The organism is Campylobacter sp. RM12651 (genome assembly GCF_022369475.1).
Classification (GTDB): Bacteria; Campylobacterota; Campylobacteria; order Campylobacterales; family Campylobacteraceae; genus Campylobacter_E.
In genome coordinates, this window is record NZ_CP059600.1 from 1,193,021 (window position 1) to 1,212,609 (window position 19,589).

Sequence of the window (19,589 nt, forward strand, 5' to 3'; positions counted from 1 at the left end):
AAACTAAAAATTTATAATAAGGTTAATTAGTAGTGTGAAATATTTTAGAATTTAAATTAGGATTTTAATATATTAATTTAGTCCTTAAATTTTGTAAATTCCTAAAATTATGAATAAAACTACACATTCATTAGTTGCTTATGATTTTATATAAAATAAAAAGGAAAAACTTTATTAATTTAAGTTTTTCCAAATTAATCAATCATCAGTTAAAGCAACTGCAGGGATTAGTTTACTAGCTTGTTTAGCAGGAAAATATCCAAAAAATAAACCAACTAAAGTGCTACTTAAAAACCCTAACATAATAGCATCAAAATCAACTATCATTTTAATAGGGGCGTCAAGTAAATTAATGCCATAAACAAGCATTAAAGCAATCATTACACCAATACTAGCGGCCACGCTACAAAGCACAACCGATTCAATCAAAAACCCCGTGCTAATATAAGATGGACTTGCTCCGATTGCAAGTTTTACCCCTATTTCTTTAGTTCGCTCTTTTACAACGACAAGCATAATATTCATAACACCAATTCCGCCAACAATCATAGCAATAAATGCAATACCAAAAATCATTAAACTAAGTGTATTTGTAGTGCTTTCTATACTTTTTTTAATAGCGTCTTGATTAAAGGTCAAAATTGAATTAGCACCCTTTTTAATCTCTAAAATCTGTTTAATGCTATTATCAGCTAATTCACTATTTACATCATCTTTAAGCAATACAACAATACGCCTAATATGTTTATTACCATCAAATTTATTGCTAATTGTGCTATTTGGAACATAAACTCTAATATCAAAACCATCTCGCTCATTTTTATCTTTTTTAAGAACCCCAATTACTCTTAATGGCTGACCTTTTAGATATATTATTTTATTTAATGGACTTTCTATTTTAAATAAAGTTTTAGCTAAATTCTCACTAATTACACATACATTCTTAGCGTCTTGTTCTTCTTGCTCGGTAAAAAATCTACCTTCTTTCATCTCCTTAGCACTAATTTGTAAAAAATTCGCAAAAACCCCTGTAGCATCAGTATCTACTTCGTTTTTTAAATAAGTAATATAAGCACCACTTAAACCACTCTCAACCCCAACTTCTTTTACAAAATCAAGCCTTTTAATAAGCTCTAAATCTTGGTATGTTAAATCCTTAATCCTACCTGCATTCCTATCTCCAAATCTTGAGCCTTTATGAACTATAATTGTATTTGTCCCAAGTGATTTTATCTCTTCTAAAATATCAGCTTTTCCACCATTTCCTAAAGCTATCGTTGAAATTACTGAAGCAGTAGCGATTATAAGCCCTAGCATAGTAAGAAATGACCTTAATTTATTTGTGATTAGATTATTTAATGCAAGTTTTACATTTTGAGAAAAAAAGCTAAAACTAGCTATAAATCTATCTTTAAAATTAGCTTTATTTAAATTATCTTCATTTAAATTGCTTGTTTTAAATTCTTTGACATTTTCATCGCTAATGATAACTCCATCTTTCATTTTGATAATTCTAGTTGCGTATTTACATAAACTCTCATCGTGAGTTACTAAAATAACCCCAACTCCGTTTTCATTTAGCTCCTTTAGAATTTGCATAAGCTTTATTCCATTTGCACTATCAAGCGCTCCTGTTGGCTCATCTGCTAATATAAAATTTGCATCATTTATAAGTGCTCTTGCTACACTTACACGCTGTTGCTGACCACCACTTAAATGTGCTGCTTTTTTATGAATATGTTCGCTAAGTTCTAATTTTTCTAATAATTTTTTAGCTTTTTGAATACTAGTTTGTTTGTTTTTCTTAGCATATAAAGCTCCCATTATTACATTTTCTAATACACTTTGTAAGGGCATTAAATTGTATCTTTGAAATATAAAACCTAAATTATCTCTTCTAAAGGCTGATTTTTCTTCACTATTTAAAGAATACAAATTCTTATCATAAAATATATATTCTCCGCTACTTGGCTCATCAATTAAGCCTATCATATTAAGCAAGGTGCTTTTTCCTGAACCACTTTTGCCTAATAATATTACAAACTCGCCTTTTTTTATCTCAATATTTATATCTTTTAATACTTGAGTTGAGCCGTAAAATTTATTTAGATTGCTTATCTTTATCATTAGTTATTACCACTTCATCATCATCATTTAAGCCACTTGTAATTTCTATATTAAAATTATCGCTCTTACCTAAGGTTATATATGCTTTTTTATAGCCTATCTCGCTATTATCTTTAATATTTACAAAATAGCCTTGATTGTCTTTATTAATATAATTAATAGGTAAAGTTAAAGCATTTACTACCTTATCAATTTCTATGGTATTTTGAACATCTATTCCTATTTTTAATTCAGGGTTATTATTTACAAAATATCTAGCATAATAATAAACAGCCCCACTTGAAGTAGCATTATCAATAACACTAACATCAGCACTATCAATACTATTTATGCTAGCTTCTTTAGTGCTAGCCCCATCACTTAATGGAGTATATGTGATTTTTTGCCCTACTTTTAATAAGCTAACATCATTTTGTGCTATTTGCATTCTTACTTCCATCTCATCTAAGTTAGCTAATTTAATTAGTGTTGGTGAGCTTTGCTTTGAGTTAATTGTCTGACCTAAACTAGCATAAACACCTATTACACTACCATCAATAGGGGCTTTTACTATTGTTTCATCTAAGCTTTCTTGCATAGTAGAAATATTTGCATTTGTTTGAATTATTTGAGCTTTTATTGAGCTAAGTTTTGCTTTTGCGTTGTAATAATTAGTTTTTGCGTTTAAATAATTTTCTTTAGAGCTAGCACCCTTACTTAATAACTTTTCTTGAGTTTGAAGTTTTACATATAATTCGTTTAAATATACTCTAGCTGCTTCTTCTTCATCATTTAAACTAATCAATTTACTTTTTTCTATAGCCAAATCATTCTTAGCTTTTTCATCATCTAAAATAGCAATAATATCGCCTTTTTTAAGCTTATCTCCTAGCTTTACACGAAATTCTTTAATTTCCCCATTTGCTAAAGTTGCAACATTTACCAAAGAAGGAGAATAAGCCTTGCCTACTGCTTCAACATTAATTGATAAATCCATTCTTTTTGGTTTAATAATTCTAAAATTATTATTAGTTTCATCATTACTAAAATATGCAAAACTAAATATGCCTATAATTATTACTATCAAAATAGCTAGTATTTTTTTCATTTTATCCCTTCTTTAATTTATTTTTGCTAAAATCTCAATTTATAAAATATTTATCAAAAAAGGTTAATAAATGGCAGAAAACGAAGAAGTTGTAGCACCAAAATCAAAAGGTTCTAGTTTGGTTTTAATTTTAGTAACCGTTTTATTACTTGTTGTATTAATCATAGGCGGTTTAGTTATATTTTTATTAATGGGAAGTGGCGATGAAGAAAAGGCTGATGAAAGTGTAAAAACCGAGCAAGTTGAAAAAAAACCTGCTAAGAAAAAGAACGAAATGTCAGCTGATGTTGGTGTTATTTATCCATTAGATGGCTTTACCGTGAATTTAGTAAGTGATAGTGGGACTAAATATTTAAAATGCAAAATTGAATTAGAGCAAAATATAGAAACACTAACACCAGAACTTGATAAAAAAATACCTATTATTAAAGATAAAATAATAGAAACTCTAAGCTCAAAAAGTGTAGAAGAAATAAGCACAGGAAAAGGCAAAGAAAGATTAAAAGAAGAAATTATCAATAAAATTAATGAAGTATTAAATGATGGCTTTATCAAAAATATTTATTTTACTGATTTTGTGATTACTTGATGATTGGTTGTGATATTGTTGAGATTGCTAGAGTTGAGAAAATTCTAGCTAAATCTCAAATTAAATTCTTAAAAAAAATCCTTACCGAAAACGAATTAAAAACTCTAAGTTCTAATTCAAATTCTATTGCAGGTTATTACGCAGCAAAAGAAGCAGCTAGTAAAGCTTTAGGCTGTGGAATTAGTAAAGATTGCTCTTTTATGGATATAGAAATTATAAAAAATAATCAAAATAGACCTAGTATTTTATTTAGTGAAAAAATTTTTAATAAATTTGGAGTAAAATCAGCTCATCTTAGTATTAGCCACGATGCAGGGATTGCAATGGCTGTTGTTATGCTGGAGAAATAAATTGAAAAATTATCTTGAATTATTAAAATATAGTAAGACTTTTAAAATTCTTATCCTAGTTCAATTCATAACTTATTTTGGGGCTTGGTTTTCACAAATTGGTGTTTATACTATGCTAATTGAGTTTGATTTTAGCGAGTTTAGTTGGAATATTTTAGGCTCTGAAATAAATCACGAAAGTATGAAAAAATGGGCTATATCTTTTTCTGCTGTATTTGCATTTTTGCCTACTATTTTAATGGCGCCAATTAGTGGAATTATAATTGATAGTTTTAAGTCTAAAAAACTTTTATTATTATCAATTATCATTGAATTATTTTCAGTATTTTTACTAATTTTTATAAAAGACGCTAGTTATATTTTTATACTATTTTTACTAATTTTTATAAGACTTGCGGTTGCAAGTTTATATTTTCAAACTGAAATGAGTTTATTGCCACATATTTTTGATAAAGACAGATTAAAGCTAGCAAATGAGTTATTTTCAGTAGTTTGGGCTATTTCATACACTACAGGAATGGCAGTTGCTGGTATGTTTATACATTATTTTGGGGTTTATAATGCCTTTTTGCTTGATTGCTTTTTATTTTTAATTGGAATTACATTATTATTTTTTATAAAAATAGAAGTAAAAAATGAAAAATTTTATTTCAAAAATATCACAAAAATGGCTAAAGAAGGTTTGTTTTATTTACTAGGAAATAAAAAAATATTACATTTAATACTATTACACGCCTTTATAGGATTTACAGCTTATGATGCTTTGATTAATTTTTTAGCTGGATATGATTATTTAAATAAAGTATATTTTCTAAAAGAAATTCTAAGCACAGGTTTAATAATAGGACTTAGTAATGCAATTAGAGCTTTATCTTTAGTGGTTGGACCTTTAATTTTAAGTAAAGTCGTAAATCACAAAAGATTATTTTATTTTTTTATTTTACAAGGCTTAGGGATTATTACTTGGGCTTTACTTCAATTTAATTTCTGGGTATCTTTTATAGGTTTAATATTTGCTGGATTTTTTACTAGCACGATATGGTCTTATACTTATACAGCAATTCAAAACAATTGCGATAAAGAATATTATGGCAGAGTGATTGCTTATGTTGATATGATTTATATGAGCTTTTCATTAGCAATTACTTTACTAACTGGTTGGTTATTTGATAATAAAGTTGGCACTTTTTATATTACAATATTAATTGGAAGTTGCTTTATAATAGGTGCTTTTTATTGGTTATTTTATATAAGGAATTATGGATGCGAAAAGTAATTTTAATAGGTGCTAGCACAGGTGGTCCTAGTCAGATTAAGTATTTAATTCAAGATTTAAAACTTGTAAATACAACAATAGTTATTGCTCAACATATGCAAGCAAATTTTTTACCAAGTTACGCACATCAACTTGATAAAGAATGTTTAAGCGATGTTGCGTTATTAGAAAATACTTGCTTTTTAGATGATAAAAAAATATATATTTGTCAATACAATACGGAGTTATTTTCAAATCTAAGGGCTAATTTTAATAATGGAGTTTTTCCATTTTGTCCTAATGTAGATTTATTGTTTAATAGTGCTTCAAAACTTACAAAAGATTATGAAATACTAGCAATATTATTAACAGGGATTGGAGATGATGGTGCTAAAGGCTTATTTGAACTATACAAAAAAGGCGCTAAGTGTATAGGCGAGAGTGAAAAATCTTGTATAGTTTATGGAATGCCAAAAAGAGCTTATGAATTAAATAATAATCTTTTACAACTTGACATTGAAGATATAAAAAAAGAAATTGTAAATTTCATTCAAAGGTAGGTTTTATGTTTAGTTTTTTATCAAATAAAAAAGATATAGAAAATCAACAAAAAGAAGAGTTTAAATTCCACGATGATAATTATGAGTTTGATATGCTTTTATTGAAAATTAGGCAAGTTTGTGGAATTGATTTAGAAGTTAAAAAAACAACAATAAGACCAAAATTAATCAAATTTTGCACTAATAATAATTTAAGCTCTTTTTCTCAATTAACTAATAAAATGGATTTAAACCTTCCTATTAGACAAGAATTATTTGACTTAATAACGGTTTGTGAAACTTATTTTTATAGAGAACTAAAACAACTTAATGAATTAATTTATATCCTAAGAGCAGAACCTAGCAAAAGAAGAATTTTATGCGCTCCAAGTTCAAGTGGAGAAGAAGTATATTCAATACTAATGCTAGCAAATGAAGCAGGGATTACTAATCTTTCAATCTTAGGAATAGATATAAATGCTGAAATTATTCAAAAAGCAAGAGCTAGAAGATATTCAAAACGCTCATTATATAATCTAAATGATAATCTAATCAAAAAATACTTTGACCAAGACAATGATGAATATGTGATAAAAAGCCAATATTTTTCTAATGCTAAGTTTGAAGTTGTGAATGTATTTGATAAGAAATTTTTAGAATTAGGTAAATTTGATGTGATACTTTCAAGAAATATGATGATTTATTTTAATGAAGAATACAAATACCGCTTGGTTGATAATTTTGTCAAAAATCTCAATGATGGTGGAATGTTTTTCGCTGGACATGCTGATTTAGTTCCAAGTCATAATGAATTAAAAAAAGTATATGCAAATACTTGTACTTACTATGTAAAAGAATAATTAGAAATTAAATCCCTAATTATTCACGCCATAAAGTTAATTTCTCTCCTTTAAAGCCACTGCATTTATATAATTTAGTAGCTTCATCTTTACCTTTTAGCTTTAATTCATCAACTAATTCTAATTCATATATACTAGCGTCTTTTAAGGCTGCTAAAGTGTTATGAGAGATTAAGATATTTGCCTTATAGTTTTTACAAGAGCTTTCTACCCTACTTGCCGTATTTACCCCATCTCCTATGCAAGTATAATCACTTCTTGAAAGGCTTCCCATCTCCCCTACAATACATTCACCTGTGTTAATTCCTATGCCTATATTTATATAAGGAAGTCCTTTTTTGCCCCAATCTTCGTTTAAAAGCTTTAAAGCTTTTATTTGTTCAATTGCAGCTTGTAAAGCACAATCAGCGTGATTTTCTAAATCATTTGGAGCATTAAAATACGCCATAACAGCATCGCCTATATATTTATCAACCGTTCCATTGTATTTAAAAATAATATCACTCATAGGGGTCATATATTTATTTAAGAAATTAACCAAATCAGAAGCATCCATATTCTCACTAATCGTAGTAAAATCTCTAATATCACTAAAAAATACTGATATTTCTCTTTTGCTTGTGCTAAATACATTGCTATCTGTATTAATCAATTGCTCTGCTACTCTTTTTGAAACCTTTTTTTCTAGCTTAGCTTTTATAAATTCTTTTTGTCTGCTTTCTAAAAAGAAGTTAATTAATATCCCAATTACTCCCATAATAGCTAAAACCAAAATAAGTTCAAATGTATGAAGTAAATACTTCTTGCTAATTATAAAATAATAATGCCCTAAAATAATAGTTGCTAAAAGTATTAAATGCCATAAAACTTGTAAAATTATGCTTTTAAAATACATAAAAGAAACACTAAGAGCAATTATTATTAGTAAAGAAATTAAAAGTATTTCAGATGAATATTTTGGGGTTGTTAGGTATTCATCATTTAATAAATTATCTATAGCATTTGCGTGGATTTCAACACCTGGTAGGTTTTCATCTAATGGATTGCTTCTAATATCATTAAGCCCTACAACGCTAGTTCCAATTAAAACTATTTTATCTTTAAAGAACTCTTTACTAATAGTCCCATCTAAAACATCAATAGCGCTAATATAATCATAATGCGGAGATTTTCCTTTAAAATATAAACCAAGCAATGCGTGAGCATTCACTACAAAGCTATCCTTATCTCCTAATACTAAATGTATATCTTTAAAATTATCCCCAATTGCTTTAATATCATCAATTCCTAGATATTTTGCATACATTGCAAGACTAAGACTTGGTAAGAGTTGTTTAAACTCACCATCATCATAATAAATCATCATAAAGGCATTTCTGATTACATTATCTAAATGTGAATATGAATTAACAAATCCATTTGCATAAGCATTATCACTTAATTCTTCTATACTTGCTGTAATATTTTTGCCATGTTCAAGCAATGAATAATCAATATTATCTTCAGCTATACTTTGATTACTTAATGGGGCTAATTTTTTTTCCGTATCGTTTATATAAGAGCCTAAGTTTATAGCATAGGCTAAAATACTATTTGTCTTTGAAAGTGCCATAGCAAAAGCTTTATCAGTATCTTGAGTGCGTTGGCAAAAATGATATTTTGGAATGTTTAAAGAATTAAACTCCATATCATTCATCTTTTTAGTAATTTCTCCACGCTTATCGCTTTCTGCAAAATAAATATCAAATCCTACTACGCTAGCAGCATTTAATTTATACACCAAACAAGCAAGAATATCTCTATCCCAAGGCCATTGCCCAAGACTAGCTAAGCTTTTTTCATCAATATCAACTATAGCAATTCTACTATCACCTTTAATATTATGATTAAAATAAGCATTAATTCTAAAAAACATATCGTGAGTTAAATTATCTAGCCTTGTGATGATACCTACTTCTTTTATAGTTATAAAAAATGAAAAAACAATCATTAAAATTGATAAAACTATAAAAGAATAAAATTTCTTAAACTTACTTAAATGTCTAATCAATTTTTAGCCTTTAATTTAATATAAATTTGAAGAATATCAATTGCGGCTGGGGTAATTCCACTAATTCTACTTGCATCAAACAAATTATCAGGCTTATTTTTTTCAAGTTTTTCTACGACTTCATTACTAAGCCCACTAATTCCACGATAAGTAAAATCATTTGGAATTTTAATCTTAATCAAATTCGCTTGATTTTGAATACTTTCATCTTGTAATTTTACATAATGATAATATTTTGCATCAAGTAAAATTTCATCTAAAACAAAATCATTTAAATTAGCCAAACTTGGTGCTAAAGAAAGCATTTTTTCCTTTGTTATCGTGCTACGAGCTATGATTTTTTGAAGAGTTGTTGGTTGAGAAATCGGCTCTTCATTAATACTTGCTAATAATTCATTAAAAGAATTTGAAGGAACAACCCTGCTTTCACATAAGAACTCTAAACCTTTTTTAATATCATTTATTTGATTTTCATAGTATTTAAAGCTATTTTCATCTCTTAAACCACACTCATAAGCGTATTTATTAAGCCTTGTGATTGCATTGCTTTCACGAAGTAATAATCTAAACTCAGCCCTACTTGTAAACATTCTATAAGGCTCTTTTGTGCCTTTTGTAACTAAATCATCAATTAAAACACCAATATATCCTTCATCACGGCGTAACACAAGTCCATCTTTATTATCAATTGCCAAACTTGCATTTATAGCTGCCATAAGCCCTTGAGCTGCTGCTTCTTCATAACCAGTTGTCCCATTTACTTGACCTGCTAGATAGAAGTTTTTAATAATTTTACTTTCTAAAGTATGAAACAAATCAAGCGGGTCAAAATAATCATATTCTATTGCATAGCCGTGTCTTGTGATTTTAGCATTTTCAAAGCCTTTAACCGAGCGTATCATTGAATGTTGAACTTCAAATGGTAAAGAAGTTGAAAAACCATTTATATAATATTCTGTAGCTTCTTTTGTCTGTGGCTCAATAAATAAATGATGACTTTCTTTATCCGCAAAACGATTGATTTTATCTTCTATACTAGGACAATATCTAGGGCCAACTCCTTTAATTTGTCCTGTAAACATAGGAGCTTTATCAAAATTTGAACGGATAATATCATGGGTTGTTGTATTTGTATGCGCTATATAGCAAGGAAGTTGCGGCAATGTATGAGAAGTAAATTCTAAGCTAAATCCTTTAGTATTTAAATCGCTTTCTTGAGTTTCTAATACGCTAAAATCAATACTGCTTGCTGCAATTCTAGGACAAGTTCCAGTTTTAAGTCTTCCACGATTAAGCCCTAAAGCAGCTAAATTATCGCCTAACTCACTAGCACTAAGCTCTCCTACACGACCACTTTTTATCTTGCTTAAACCTACATGAATTAAACCATTTAAAAATGTCCCACTGCATAAAATTATTTTCTTAGCTTCATAAGTTTTATTAAGCTCTGTTTTTACTCCATAAGCTTCATTATCTTTTACTAAAAGCTCTGTAACCATTTCTTGAGAAATGTCTAAATTAGGCATATTTAATAATATATTTTTAGCATTTTTATTGTATTCATCCATATCTATTTGAGCTCTAGTTCCACGAACAGCTGCACCTTTACTCTCATTTAAAGTCTTGTAATTAATCGCACTTAAATCAGTAATCTTTGGCATAATTCCGCCAAGTGCGGCTATTTCTTTTACTAAATGCCCTTTTGCAAGTCCGCCTATTGCAGGATTGCAAGAAGTTGCTCCAATTCTATCGTTTAAAATCGTAAGAAGTAGTGTTTTTTTACCCATTTTAGCACTTGCGTGTGCTGCTTCAACACCAGCATGACCAGCACCAATTACTATAATATCATACATCATTAATCCTTTTTTTTATAATACACTAAGCTTATTGTAAAGGATAAAAATGTTTAATGGTTTAATAAGAGAATGTGGCTTTATAAAAAACTATTCAAATAATGAATTAAGATTAATTTCAAAACTAAAACCAAACATAGGAGATAGTGTAGCAACTAATGGAGCTTGTCTTAGTGTGATAAAAACTCATAATGACGGCTTTAGTCTAAATCTTAGTAGTGAAACTCAAAAAATAATCAAACCTTTTAAAGTAGGTGAAAAAGTGCATACTGAATTAGCAATGCAAGTAGGAGATAGGATTGATGGGCATATTTTAAGTGGGCATATTGATGGGCTTGGTAAAATCATTAAGATAAATAAGCTTACTAGTGGGATAGATTTTTATATAAGTCTTGATGAAAAATTAATGCCTTTTGTGTGTAATAAAGGTAGCATCGCAATTGATGGAGTAAGCCTTACTATCAATGAAGTTTTAAACAATTCTATAAGACTTACAATAATTGATATTACTTTAAAAGATACTTTATTTAATTCATATAAAATCAATGATTTAGTAAATGTAGAAACTGATATTTTGGCAAGATATGTTCATAGAATGCTAAATTATAAAAATAACTCACTTACTTGGGATGATATTGATAGAATTAGTGCTATTTATTAGGAGTTTTTATGAATGAAGAAATTATGCTAAGAGCTTTGGTGCAAAAAGCACAAGAGATGGATGATGAGTATTTGGCAAATGAAAAATTAGTAAAAATGCTTATTAAAAAACAAGTATCATTTGATAATTACGATAAAATAAACGAGTTTTTAAACTTTATAAAAGACGCTAAAACAAACGCTCAAAAAAGCAAATAAAAAATAATTAAGATATTTAATAATCAATGAATTATTAAATATCTAATTTAAATTCCACGCAAAAGCTCTTAGGCTCGTTGCAATAGTATATGTTTGCATTGTGAGCGTTGCAGATTTGTTTGCATAATGCTAAGCCTAAGCCATTGCCTTTTAATTTGGTTGTATTGAATGCTTCAAAAAGATTAGTAAGATTTGCTATCTTTTCGCCACTATCAAAAACACTAATTTTATATATATTATTTATAATTTCTCCTTTGACTTTGATAGTGCCATTTTCTTCACAAGCATCAATTGCGTTATAGATTAAATTACTTAAAACTAAGCTTATTAAAGACTTATCAGCACTAATTGTAAATGGAGCAAAAGTGCATTCACTTAGAATTATCTCATCACTATTATTATAGGTATTAAAGACATTTTGGCATTCGTTTTCAAATTCTTGCAAATTGAACTCATATTTATTTAGCTTAAACCCACGAGTAAAAAGTAAAGTGCTCTCAATTATTCTCTCAACCCTTTTGATCGCATCTTGCATTTGCATTACAATATGTTTATTTTTAAGCTCAACTTTACTAAAAAGCACCCCTGCTAAAAGCGAAACCGAGCCTATTGGATTTCTAATCTCGTGAGCTAAATTAGCCGCTACTTGACCCATAGAAACAAGCCTTTCATCTCGCTTTTCTTTAGTAATATTTGTAGCCATTATTAGGTGCTTATCAGCGTATTTTATAGATTTGATTTGATAAAAATTGTTTAAAAATTCTAATTCATAATGCTCTTTATTAAGGTCAATTTGCCTAAATAATTCATCACTTGCTAATTTATTTTTCACTACTAGATTTTGATTTTCATCCAAAACCCAAATAGCACTTGGTAAAATCTCAATGATTTCATTTATCATTAGCATTAAACTATCATAAGAAGTCTTTAAAGCCTTGTATTCATTCTCTACTACATAAGTTTGCTCAATTAACGCCTTTAGCCCATCAGCAAAACTCTGCTTATCTGATAAATCTAAGCTATCTAAAATATTTTTATTCATAAATGTCCTTTAATTTTTTAATTATCTTAGCAGTTTTTATAAAAACAAAAAGAATTTAAAATTAGAATTTATATAGTATTTCACATTATAGAATATCTTTAAAAAGAGAAAATAGTAGCAATTATGGAAAAATAAATTATATTTTTTTGATTTTAGCCATTAAGGCTAAAATCTAATTATTCTCCTAATAAATCCTTATTAAGTCTTGCGGCAAAACCTGTTGCTTTGTGATTTTTGTATTCTTTAATGATTTCGCCGTTTTCATCTAGGATAAAGCACGAGCGAATAAGCCCTTCGTATTCTTTACCATAATTTTTCTTAATCCCCCAAGCACCAAATAGCTTAGCCACTTCTTTAAATTCATCGCTTAATAAAATCTGATTTAAGCCGTATTCAGCTTTAAATTTCGCTAGTTTTTCACACTTATCAGGACTAATTCCAATCAGCACATATCCTGCATTAAGCAATTTATCAAAACTCTCACTTAATTCACAATTTTGCTTGGTACAACCTGGAGTGTAAGCTTTTGGATAGAAAAACACTATCACCTTTTTACCGCGAAAATCACTTAGATTAATCGCTACTTCATCTTGATTTAATAAAGTAAATTCCATATTTAATCCTTTAAAACTTCTTTTATAATATTTGCTAAGCATTCTAATTGATTAGGTAAAACGCTCCTTAAATCAATTATTATGCTATCTTTATCATAATTAGCCACTACGCCTTTATTTAAAAGTTCGTTTATCTTGCATTTATTAGCCTTAATTTTTAAAGCATAGCCACTTAGTAATTTTTCAGGCATTGAGCCACCCCCTACTAGGCTTTTGCTCTCTATGATTTCGCCAAAATTTATTAGCTCTTGCAAGGTTTTTGCTTTGTTTAAGACTTGAGATTTTGTATCATTTAATAAAGCTAAGCTTGGTAGATTTGCATAGTCTTTATTTAAATAATTTTTAACAGCTTTTGTAAGTATTAATAAGCTAGTTTTATTTAGCCTAAACATTCTTAAAAGCTGATTTTTGCGTAATTTTTCAATTAGTTCTTTTTTACCTAAAATAATTCCTGCTTGAGTGCTAGAAAATAATTTATCCCCACTAAATGAAACCAAGCTAATACCTTTAGATATTAGGCTTTTTACACTAGGTTCATCCCTTAAACTATCATTTATTAAATCCACATAGCCACTACCTAAATCATAATAAAATATTTTTTCATTTTTACAAGCTAAATCATTTAGGCTAATCGCATCTACTTCTTGACTAAATCCACCGATATAAAAGTTTGATTTATGAGTTTTTAAAATCATTTTTGCATTGTTTAATTCAGCTTCATAATCGCTCATCTTAGTCTTATTAGTAGTCCCTACTTCAATAAGCTTTGCTCCACTTTCACGCATCACATCGCTTACTCTAAATCCCCCACCAATTTCTACTAGCTCGGCTCTACTTGTAATTACACCTTCGTTTTTACCTAAAGTATTTAATACTAAAAATACAGCAGCAGCGTTATTATTTACCACAAGTGCATCTTCGCAACCAAAAAGCATTTTTAAATAAAATATGAGATTTTCATCTCTTTTACCCCTTGCATTGCTTTCTAAATCAAATTCTAAATTAATATTATTAGTATGAAAAGCCTTTAATTCATCATAATCACTCTCGCTCATTAAAGCACGACCAAGATTTGTATGAAGCACCACACCAGTAGCATTTATCAATGCTCTTGGCTCTTTTAATAGCCTTTTATTAATTCTTTCATTAAGCTCTTTGAGTATCATCTCGTAACTTTGCTCTTTATTAGTAGCTCTTAGTTCATTTATTAATTCTTTAGCCAAAAAGCTAACTAAAAAACTAGGTTTATCATTAAAGGCATTAATTAATTTTGATATTTGTGGTAGCATTTTAAAATCCTTAAATATTTTTTAAAATACTAGCAAGGAAAGGTAAAAATGAAAGAATTTGCATATTTAAAAAAGGCTGATTTTATAGATGATTTAGGCAAAAATATAGCCGTTATAAATAGCCCTACTAGTGAGAAATTTCTAATAGCAAATGATAAGGCTTTAAATGCTTTAATCTATGCTCCTGAAATTGATTTTTATATAAAAAACTCAAGTGCTTTTAATAATGAAAAATTAGAAAAATTATATGAAGCAAGAGCTATTAATTATGATTATTCAAGTGAGATTAATTTATATGCGAATATTGATAAAAGAATTTGCATATTATTTGATGATAAAGATTTAAAAAATAAATTAATAGATAATGGTTATAAGGCTGTTTGTGTTAGTGAATTTGAGTTTGTTTATGGTGGGATTGGCTCACTTGTAGTAGTTACTAAAGAAGGCGAATTAGATTGTGATTTAGCTATTTCACAAACAAAACTAAACAATCACGCAGTATTAATAAATCATGAAAATATATTGCAAGATTTAAATTCTTTAACGGGTAAAATTAGCTTTACAAGAAAGATTGAGTTTAATTCAAGTTTATGCCAATTAGATGGGCGTAGGAGTGAGCATTGTGGTTGGTGCGTTGAAGCCTGTCCTAGCGTGGCTTTAAGCACTGATGATAAAAAAATCATAATAAGCGAAATTGATTGTATTAATTGTGCAAAATGCGTAAGCGTATGTCCTACTAATGCACTTGAGTTTTGTGAGTTTAATAAAGATTGCATAAAAGAAATTAGCAAAATCTATGAAAACGAGCAAATAATAATAACTCAAAATTATGATAATGATTTTAATATAAAGCATTTTTTACCATTTAATATACCTTTTGATTTATTGGATGAATTAATACTTTTACATTTAATAAACACAAGTGGTAAAAGCATTGCTATAGTTGGAGATATTAGCGAATTTTTAGCCGAAAAAATCAACTTAGTAAATGATATTTGCAAGGCAATCACAGGAAAAATAGCCATATATGTAAATGCAAATTTAGATGAAATTCCAAATGAATTGATAAAAGAATTTAAATCAAGCGAAAGTAATTTTAGACTAAATAAAAGAGAGCTTTTTGGCTTAAAAATCTCTTCTATGTTAAATAATTTAGATAAAGGTGTAATCACTGCTAAAAATTATGCAAAAATTAGCATAAATGAAAGCACTTGCACCCTTTGTGCTTCTTGTGCTGGGGCTTGTAATACGAATGCAATTTTAGCTGATAGTAAAGAAAATGCTATTAAATTTAACGCATCATTATGCACAAGTTGTGGATATTGTATAAATTCTTGTGCTGAAAAAGATACTATTTTTATACAAAATGATATTTTAGAACTAAATCCGATTAGCTTTACTCATAAAACTTTAGCTAAAGATGAATTATTTGCTTGTATTGAGTGTGGTAAAGAATTTGCTACTAAAAAATCAATTGATAAAATAGCTGGTATTTTAGGGGCTACTTTTAGCTCTGATGTTACGAAAAAATACTCGCTTTATTGCTGTGCTGATTGTAAGGCTAAGATAATGATGCTAAAACAAGCTCAAGTTTTTGATGATACAAATAGTTTTTTTGCACCACTTGAAGAAAAATTAAATAAATTTTTGAAAGGTTAAAATGAACGAAGAATTAAATATAACTAGGTCATATTTTTACGAATTTTGTGCTAGAGCAATTAGCTTTATGAATAATGATGATTTTAATACTTTAAGAGAACAAGCTAAGTTTTTTTATGATAATTTAGATGATTTAAAAGATGATTTTAAAGTAATTTTAGATACTGATTATGCAGCTTATAAAGATGAGCAAAATGCTGTTTTTTATGATTTTTCTTATGTAAATGTGCCTACTGATGCTAGTTTTTATGATGAAGGGCGTGATAATGGCAAAATGAGAATAATTGCAACAGGAATTTTAAAAAGAGCTAATTTAATCAAAAACACAAATCTTAGCGATAATGAAGATAGTATGAATTTTTTATTTTATCTAGGTAGTGTTTTATGCAAAAATAATGATGAATTATGTCAGGAGCTATTTTCAAGAATTATTAATGAGGTTGTAGATGAGTTTTGTGAAAAACTACAAACTCATAAAAACTCAAAAATATTTACTCATATTGCAAATATCATATCTTATTTAATACAAATTGAAAGGGCATTTTATAGTGTAAATGCACCTGCTAAAAAAGAATCGGTTGCAGATAAAGCATTGCAAAGAATACCTTATGAACCAAGACTTCCAACCGAGTTTTCAAAAATCAATATGAGTGAGCTAACTAGCTTTAAAGAAAATATAGAATAAGTTTTATAAAGGAATAAAATGAAGATAATGTTTGTATGTTTAGGCAATATTTGTCGCTCTCCTATGGCTGAGTTTATTATGAAAGACTTATGCAAAAATAAAGAATTTAAAATAACAAGTTCAGGAACAGCAGGTTATCACGATGGAGAAGATATGCATATAGGCACGAAAAAACTTTTAAAAAATAAAAATATTGAATGCGATAATTTCGTATCAAAAAAACTCACAAAAAAATTATGCCAAGAATATGATTTAATCCTTACTATGGACGAGAGTAATTATAAAGATGTTTTAAATAATTTTTATGAGTTTAAAGACAAAGTAAAACCAATATGTTCTTATTGTGATTTAGGATATAAAAATGTGCCTGACCCTTGGTATACAAATAATTTTGATGAAGTTTATATGATTTTAAATAATGCTTGCAAAAACATTTTAAAAGAAATTGAAAATAATAAGATTTAGCTAAAAACTAAATCTTATCTAAATATCTGAAATGTAAAAAACTCTGATTTGTATTCATCATTCATTTTCTCATATTGCGATATAGCTGATTCATAATTTTTTGCTTCGTGATAAAGTAAAGCTAAAGCCAATCTTGATTCAAGATTGCTTGGATTTTTTACACGAGATAGCTCAAGTAAGGCTATAGCTGAATTATTATGCCCTGCTCCAATAGCTGCAACACTAGCTAAAAATAAAATATCAGAATCTTCAATATGATAATCATCAATCAAACTATTATAAATTGCAAAACTCTCTTCAAATTCATTAGCATAAATATCTATATAAGCAAGTGCTTTTAAAGCTCCTATGTCTTCATTAGTTTTTAAATATTGCTTTAATTTTTCTCTTTCTTGTTGTAAAAGACCTGAAATCTGCATTAATTTTACATAGTTATACCCTACTATTTTAGCACCACCAAATAATGAGCGATAATCTAATTTTTTGTTAAGAAAATACATTTGAACATCTTTAGCATAGGCTTTTACATCTTTTTTATTGTTTTTTAAAGAAAAATATAAAATATTTGCGATTATGTCATTATCACTTAAGTCTATTAAAACTTTTGATTTATCTATCATCTTATCGTAATCATTTTGCATATAAAATCCAAGAATTTCTAAACTAATATTGCTAATATTATTTGTATTAGTTTGGTTCAAAAAACCTTGCATATTTACATAATCTTTTTTCTTAATTGAAAGCAATGCTAAATAATAATTTCTATCTTTTTCATCTTCAACATAATTTAAATTATATTGTAAATCTTGCTCTAATTTCGTAGTATCATCATATAACAAATCCGAACAAAATAAAGCATAAATTCCTGCTCTTAAATCCTTAGGGTCTAAATGATAACTAGCTAAAAAGTGTTTTTTTGCTAAATCATATTTGCCTAAGAGTGCATATGCTAAACCTAAATCATATTGCAAAATACTATGCTGTGGATAAAGCTTTACTAATTCTTCTAATAACTCACTAGCACTCTTTATATCATAACTAAAAGCATAATTTAAAGCTTTTGTAATTTGTATATTTATCTTTGATAAAGTTTGACTATTTTTAAGATAATTTGAGCTTTTATCTAAATCATCTAAGTAAATATTAACATTTGCCTTATTTATCATCTTAGTCGCACTTGTCGCATCAAATACTTTAAAAGGCGAAAAATAAAATATCAAATCATATTTTTGTTGCTTTGAATCTATAAAGGTTTTTTCATAAGTATGTTGAGCGTAATTTATATCAAATATCCTATCATCTATGGTTGTTTTGACATTATAACTTGACTTAAGCCACTCTAAATCATTTTTCTCTAATTCTTTTAAAAACCTTGAAGCTTCTTGATATTCTGCTAATTTTATATCAACTAAAGCTAAAGCTAATTTTGTCTCTTTTGGTTTTATTCTTTTTTCAAGTGCATTTTTTAAATAAAATCTTGCTTTGTTATATTCAGCATTTCTTGCATAAAGTAATCCTAAAGATAAATTTTTATCATAAGAATCTTGTAAATTAATCTCTCTTATAGAATCAGAACTTTTATTAAATGAGCTTAATATTTTTGCTCTTAAATATCTTGCGTCGTTTTGATAAAGTGGATGGATTTGTTTATTTAATGCTTGTAAAGCTTCAGGATAAAATCCTTTATAAAAATTCACTAAACCCAAGTAATAATAATAAAGGCTTGAGTTTTTTTCGTTACTTAAATAAGAATATGCTAAATCTATATAATATTTAAATTCTTTATCTTTTTGTAATTTTAAAGCACAAACAGCAGCATTTAAAGCAGCCACCGTGTTATTTTCATTATTTTCTAAAGCCTTTTGAAAACTCTCTAAAGCTCCTTTATAGTTTGCTTGTTTCATTCTTGAAACTCCTAAATTATAATGCGAAAAACTCTCATTATATTTAGCTATATTTTCATATATTTTTAAAGCTTCACTTTTGTTTCCACTCTCATATAAAGCATTGGCTTTTGCCACCATTAAATCTAATTTTTGGCTTTTAAATTGTTGAATGCTTATTTTTGGTTCTATTAGCTCATTTTGCTCAACTTTAATTTCTTTTGACTTATCTTGAGTAAAAATTAAAAAAAGCAAAACTACCAATAAAATAATAATAAGTAAAGAAAGTCCAGCGATTAAAATTATACTTTTTTTGCTGAACTTACTTTGTTTTACTGGAAGAGTATTTCCTTCTTCAATAACAATTACTTGTTCTTCTGCCAT

At 27.9% G+C, this 19,589-nt stretch carries 18 protein-coding genes; 10 read left to right on the forward strand and 8 right to left on the reverse strand.

Annotated elements, in window-relative coordinates:
* Window positions 1-198: 198 nt before the first annotated feature.
* Window positions 199-2,127, reverse strand: coding sequence for an ABC transporter permease (locus tag AVBRAN_RS05760; RefSeq protein WP_239802717.1), 1,929 nt, complete (start codon window positions 2,125-2,127; stop codon window positions 199-201).
* Window positions 2,102-3,214 carry an efflux RND transporter periplasmic adaptor subunit gene (locus AVBRAN_RS05765; protein ID WP_239802718.1) on the reverse strand — a complete coding sequence of 371 codons (1,113 nt, stop codon included), beginning with the start codon at window positions 3,212-3,214 and terminating at the stop codon, window positions 2,102-2,104. The genes AVBRAN_RS05760 and AVBRAN_RS05765 overlap by 26 nt, the downstream gene beginning before the upstream one ends.
* A gap of 70 nt (window positions 3,215-3,284) precedes the next feature.
* Here AVBRAN_RS05765 and fliL point away from each other — a divergent pair, with 70 nt between their 5' ends.
* From fliL to AVBRAN_RS05790, 5 genes are read left to right on the forward strand one after another with little or no spacing between them, the layout of a single operon-like run.
* Window positions 3,285-3,803 (forward strand): flagellar basal body-associated protein FliL, encoded by a 519-nt coding sequence (gene fliL, locus AVBRAN_RS05770; protein ID WP_214116740.1) that lies wholly within the window; start codon window positions 3,285-3,287, stop codon window positions 3,801-3,803.
* Window positions 3,803-4,153: a holo-ACP synthase gene (gene acpS, locus AVBRAN_RS05775; protein ID WP_214116738.1), complete on the forward strand. Its 351-nt coding sequence runs from the start codon at window positions 3,803-3,805 to the stop codon at window positions 4,151-4,153. Before fliL ends, acpS begins: the two co-directional genes overlap by 1 nt.
* A 1-nt stretch (window position 4,154) precedes the next feature.
* Window positions 4,155-5,429: an MFS transporter gene (locus AVBRAN_RS05780; RefSeq protein WP_239802719.1), complete on the forward strand. Its 1,275-nt coding sequence runs from the start codon at window positions 4,155-4,157 to the stop codon at window positions 5,427-5,429.
* Window positions 5,417-5,968, forward strand: a complete 552-nt coding sequence (locus AVBRAN_RS05785; RefSeq protein WP_214116734.1) for a CheB methylesterase domain-containing protein — start codon at window positions 5,417-5,419, stop codon at window positions 5,966-5,968. The genes AVBRAN_RS05780 and AVBRAN_RS05785 overlap by 13 nt, the downstream gene beginning before the upstream one ends.
* A gap of 5 nt (window positions 5,969-5,973) precedes the next feature.
* Window positions 5,974-6,807, forward strand: a complete 834-nt coding sequence (locus AVBRAN_RS05790) for a CheR family methyltransferase (protein WP_214116732.1) — start codon at window positions 5,974-5,976, stop codon at window positions 6,805-6,807.
* 19 nt (window positions 6,808-6,826) lie between these two features.
* Here AVBRAN_RS05790 and AVBRAN_RS05795 read toward each other — a convergent pair whose 3' ends face one another.
* Window positions 6,827-8,857 carry an adenylate/guanylate cyclase domain-containing protein gene (locus tag AVBRAN_RS05795; protein ID WP_239802720.1) on the reverse strand — a complete coding sequence of 677 codons (2,031 nt, stop codon included), beginning with the start codon at window positions 8,855-8,857 and terminating at the stop codon, window positions 6,827-6,829.
* The gene (gene mnmG, locus AVBRAN_RS05800) at window positions 8,854-10,710 is read right to left on the reverse strand and encodes a tRNA uridine-5-carboxymethylaminomethyl(34) synthesis enzyme MnmG (protein ID WP_214116728.1); all 1,857 of its coding nucleotides are present in this window, start codon (window positions 10,708-10,710) and stop codon (window positions 8,854-8,856) included. Before mnmG ends, AVBRAN_RS05795 begins: the two co-directional genes overlap by 4 nt.
* 49 nt (window positions 10,711-10,759) lie before the next feature.
* Between mnmG and AVBRAN_RS05805 the strand changes: the two genes are divergently transcribed.
* Window positions 10,760-11,371, forward strand: coding sequence for a riboflavin synthase (locus AVBRAN_RS05805; RefSeq protein ID WP_239802721.1), 612 nt, complete (start codon window positions 10,760-10,762; stop codon window positions 11,369-11,371).
* Window positions 11,372-11,379: 8 nt separating this feature from the next.
* Window positions 11,380-11,568: a hypothetical protein gene (locus AVBRAN_RS05810; protein ID WP_214120047.1), complete on the forward strand. Its 189-nt coding sequence runs from the start codon at window positions 11,380-11,382 to the stop codon at window positions 11,566-11,568.
* Window positions 11,569-11,602: 34 nt separating this feature from the next.
* Here AVBRAN_RS05810 and AVBRAN_RS05815 read toward each other — a convergent pair whose 3' ends face one another.
* The 3 genes from AVBRAN_RS05815 to selA all read right to left on the reverse strand — a co-directional run bounded on the left by AVBRAN_RS05815 (window position 11,603) and on the right by selA (window position 14,513).
* Window positions 11,603-12,610: a HAMP domain-containing sensor histidine kinase gene (locus AVBRAN_RS05815; protein ID WP_214116717.1), complete on the reverse strand. Its 1,008-nt coding sequence runs from the start codon at window positions 12,608-12,610 to the stop codon at window positions 11,603-11,605.
* A gap of 176 nt (window positions 12,611-12,786) precedes the next feature.
* A complete protein-coding gene (gene bcp, locus AVBRAN_RS05820; RefSeq protein ID WP_214120049.1) occupies window positions 12,787-13,224 on the reverse strand; it encodes a thioredoxin-dependent thiol peroxidase in 438 nt (145 codons plus the stop codon).
* A gap of 2 nt (window positions 13,225-13,226) precedes the next feature.
* Window positions 13,227-14,513, reverse strand: coding sequence for an L-seryl-tRNA(Sec) selenium transferase (gene selA, locus AVBRAN_RS05825; protein WP_239802722.1), 1,287 nt, complete (start codon window positions 14,511-14,513; stop codon window positions 13,227-13,229).
* A 48-nt stretch (window positions 14,514-14,561) separates the two neighbouring features.
* Here selA and AVBRAN_RS05830 point away from each other — a divergent pair, with 48 nt between their 5' ends.
* From AVBRAN_RS05830 to AVBRAN_RS05840, 3 genes are read left to right on the forward strand one after another with little or no spacing between them, the layout of a single operon-like run.
* Window positions 14,562-16,172 (forward strand): 4Fe-4S binding protein, encoded by a 1,611-nt coding sequence (locus tag AVBRAN_RS05830; RefSeq protein WP_239802723.1) that lies wholly within the window; start codon window positions 14,562-14,564, stop codon window positions 16,170-16,172.
* A 1-nt stretch (window position 16,173) separates the two neighbouring features.
* Window positions 16,174-16,857 (forward strand): hypothetical protein, encoded by a 684-nt coding sequence (locus AVBRAN_RS05835; RefSeq protein WP_214120052.1) that lies wholly within the window; start codon window positions 16,174-16,176, stop codon window positions 16,855-16,857.
* An 18-nt stretch (window positions 16,858-16,875) separates the two neighbouring features.
* A complete protein-coding gene (locus AVBRAN_RS05840; protein ID WP_214120053.1) occupies window positions 16,876-17,322 on the forward strand; it encodes a low molecular weight protein-tyrosine-phosphatase in 447 nt (148 codons plus the stop codon).
* 14 nt (window positions 17,323-17,336) lie between these two features.
* Here AVBRAN_RS05840 and AVBRAN_RS05845 read toward each other — a convergent pair whose 3' ends face one another.
* On the reverse strand, window positions 17,337-19,589 hold the full coding sequence (locus tag AVBRAN_RS05845) for a tetratricopeptide repeat protein (RefSeq protein ID WP_214120054.1): 2,253 nt from the start codon (window positions 19,587-19,589) through the stop codon (window positions 17,337-17,339).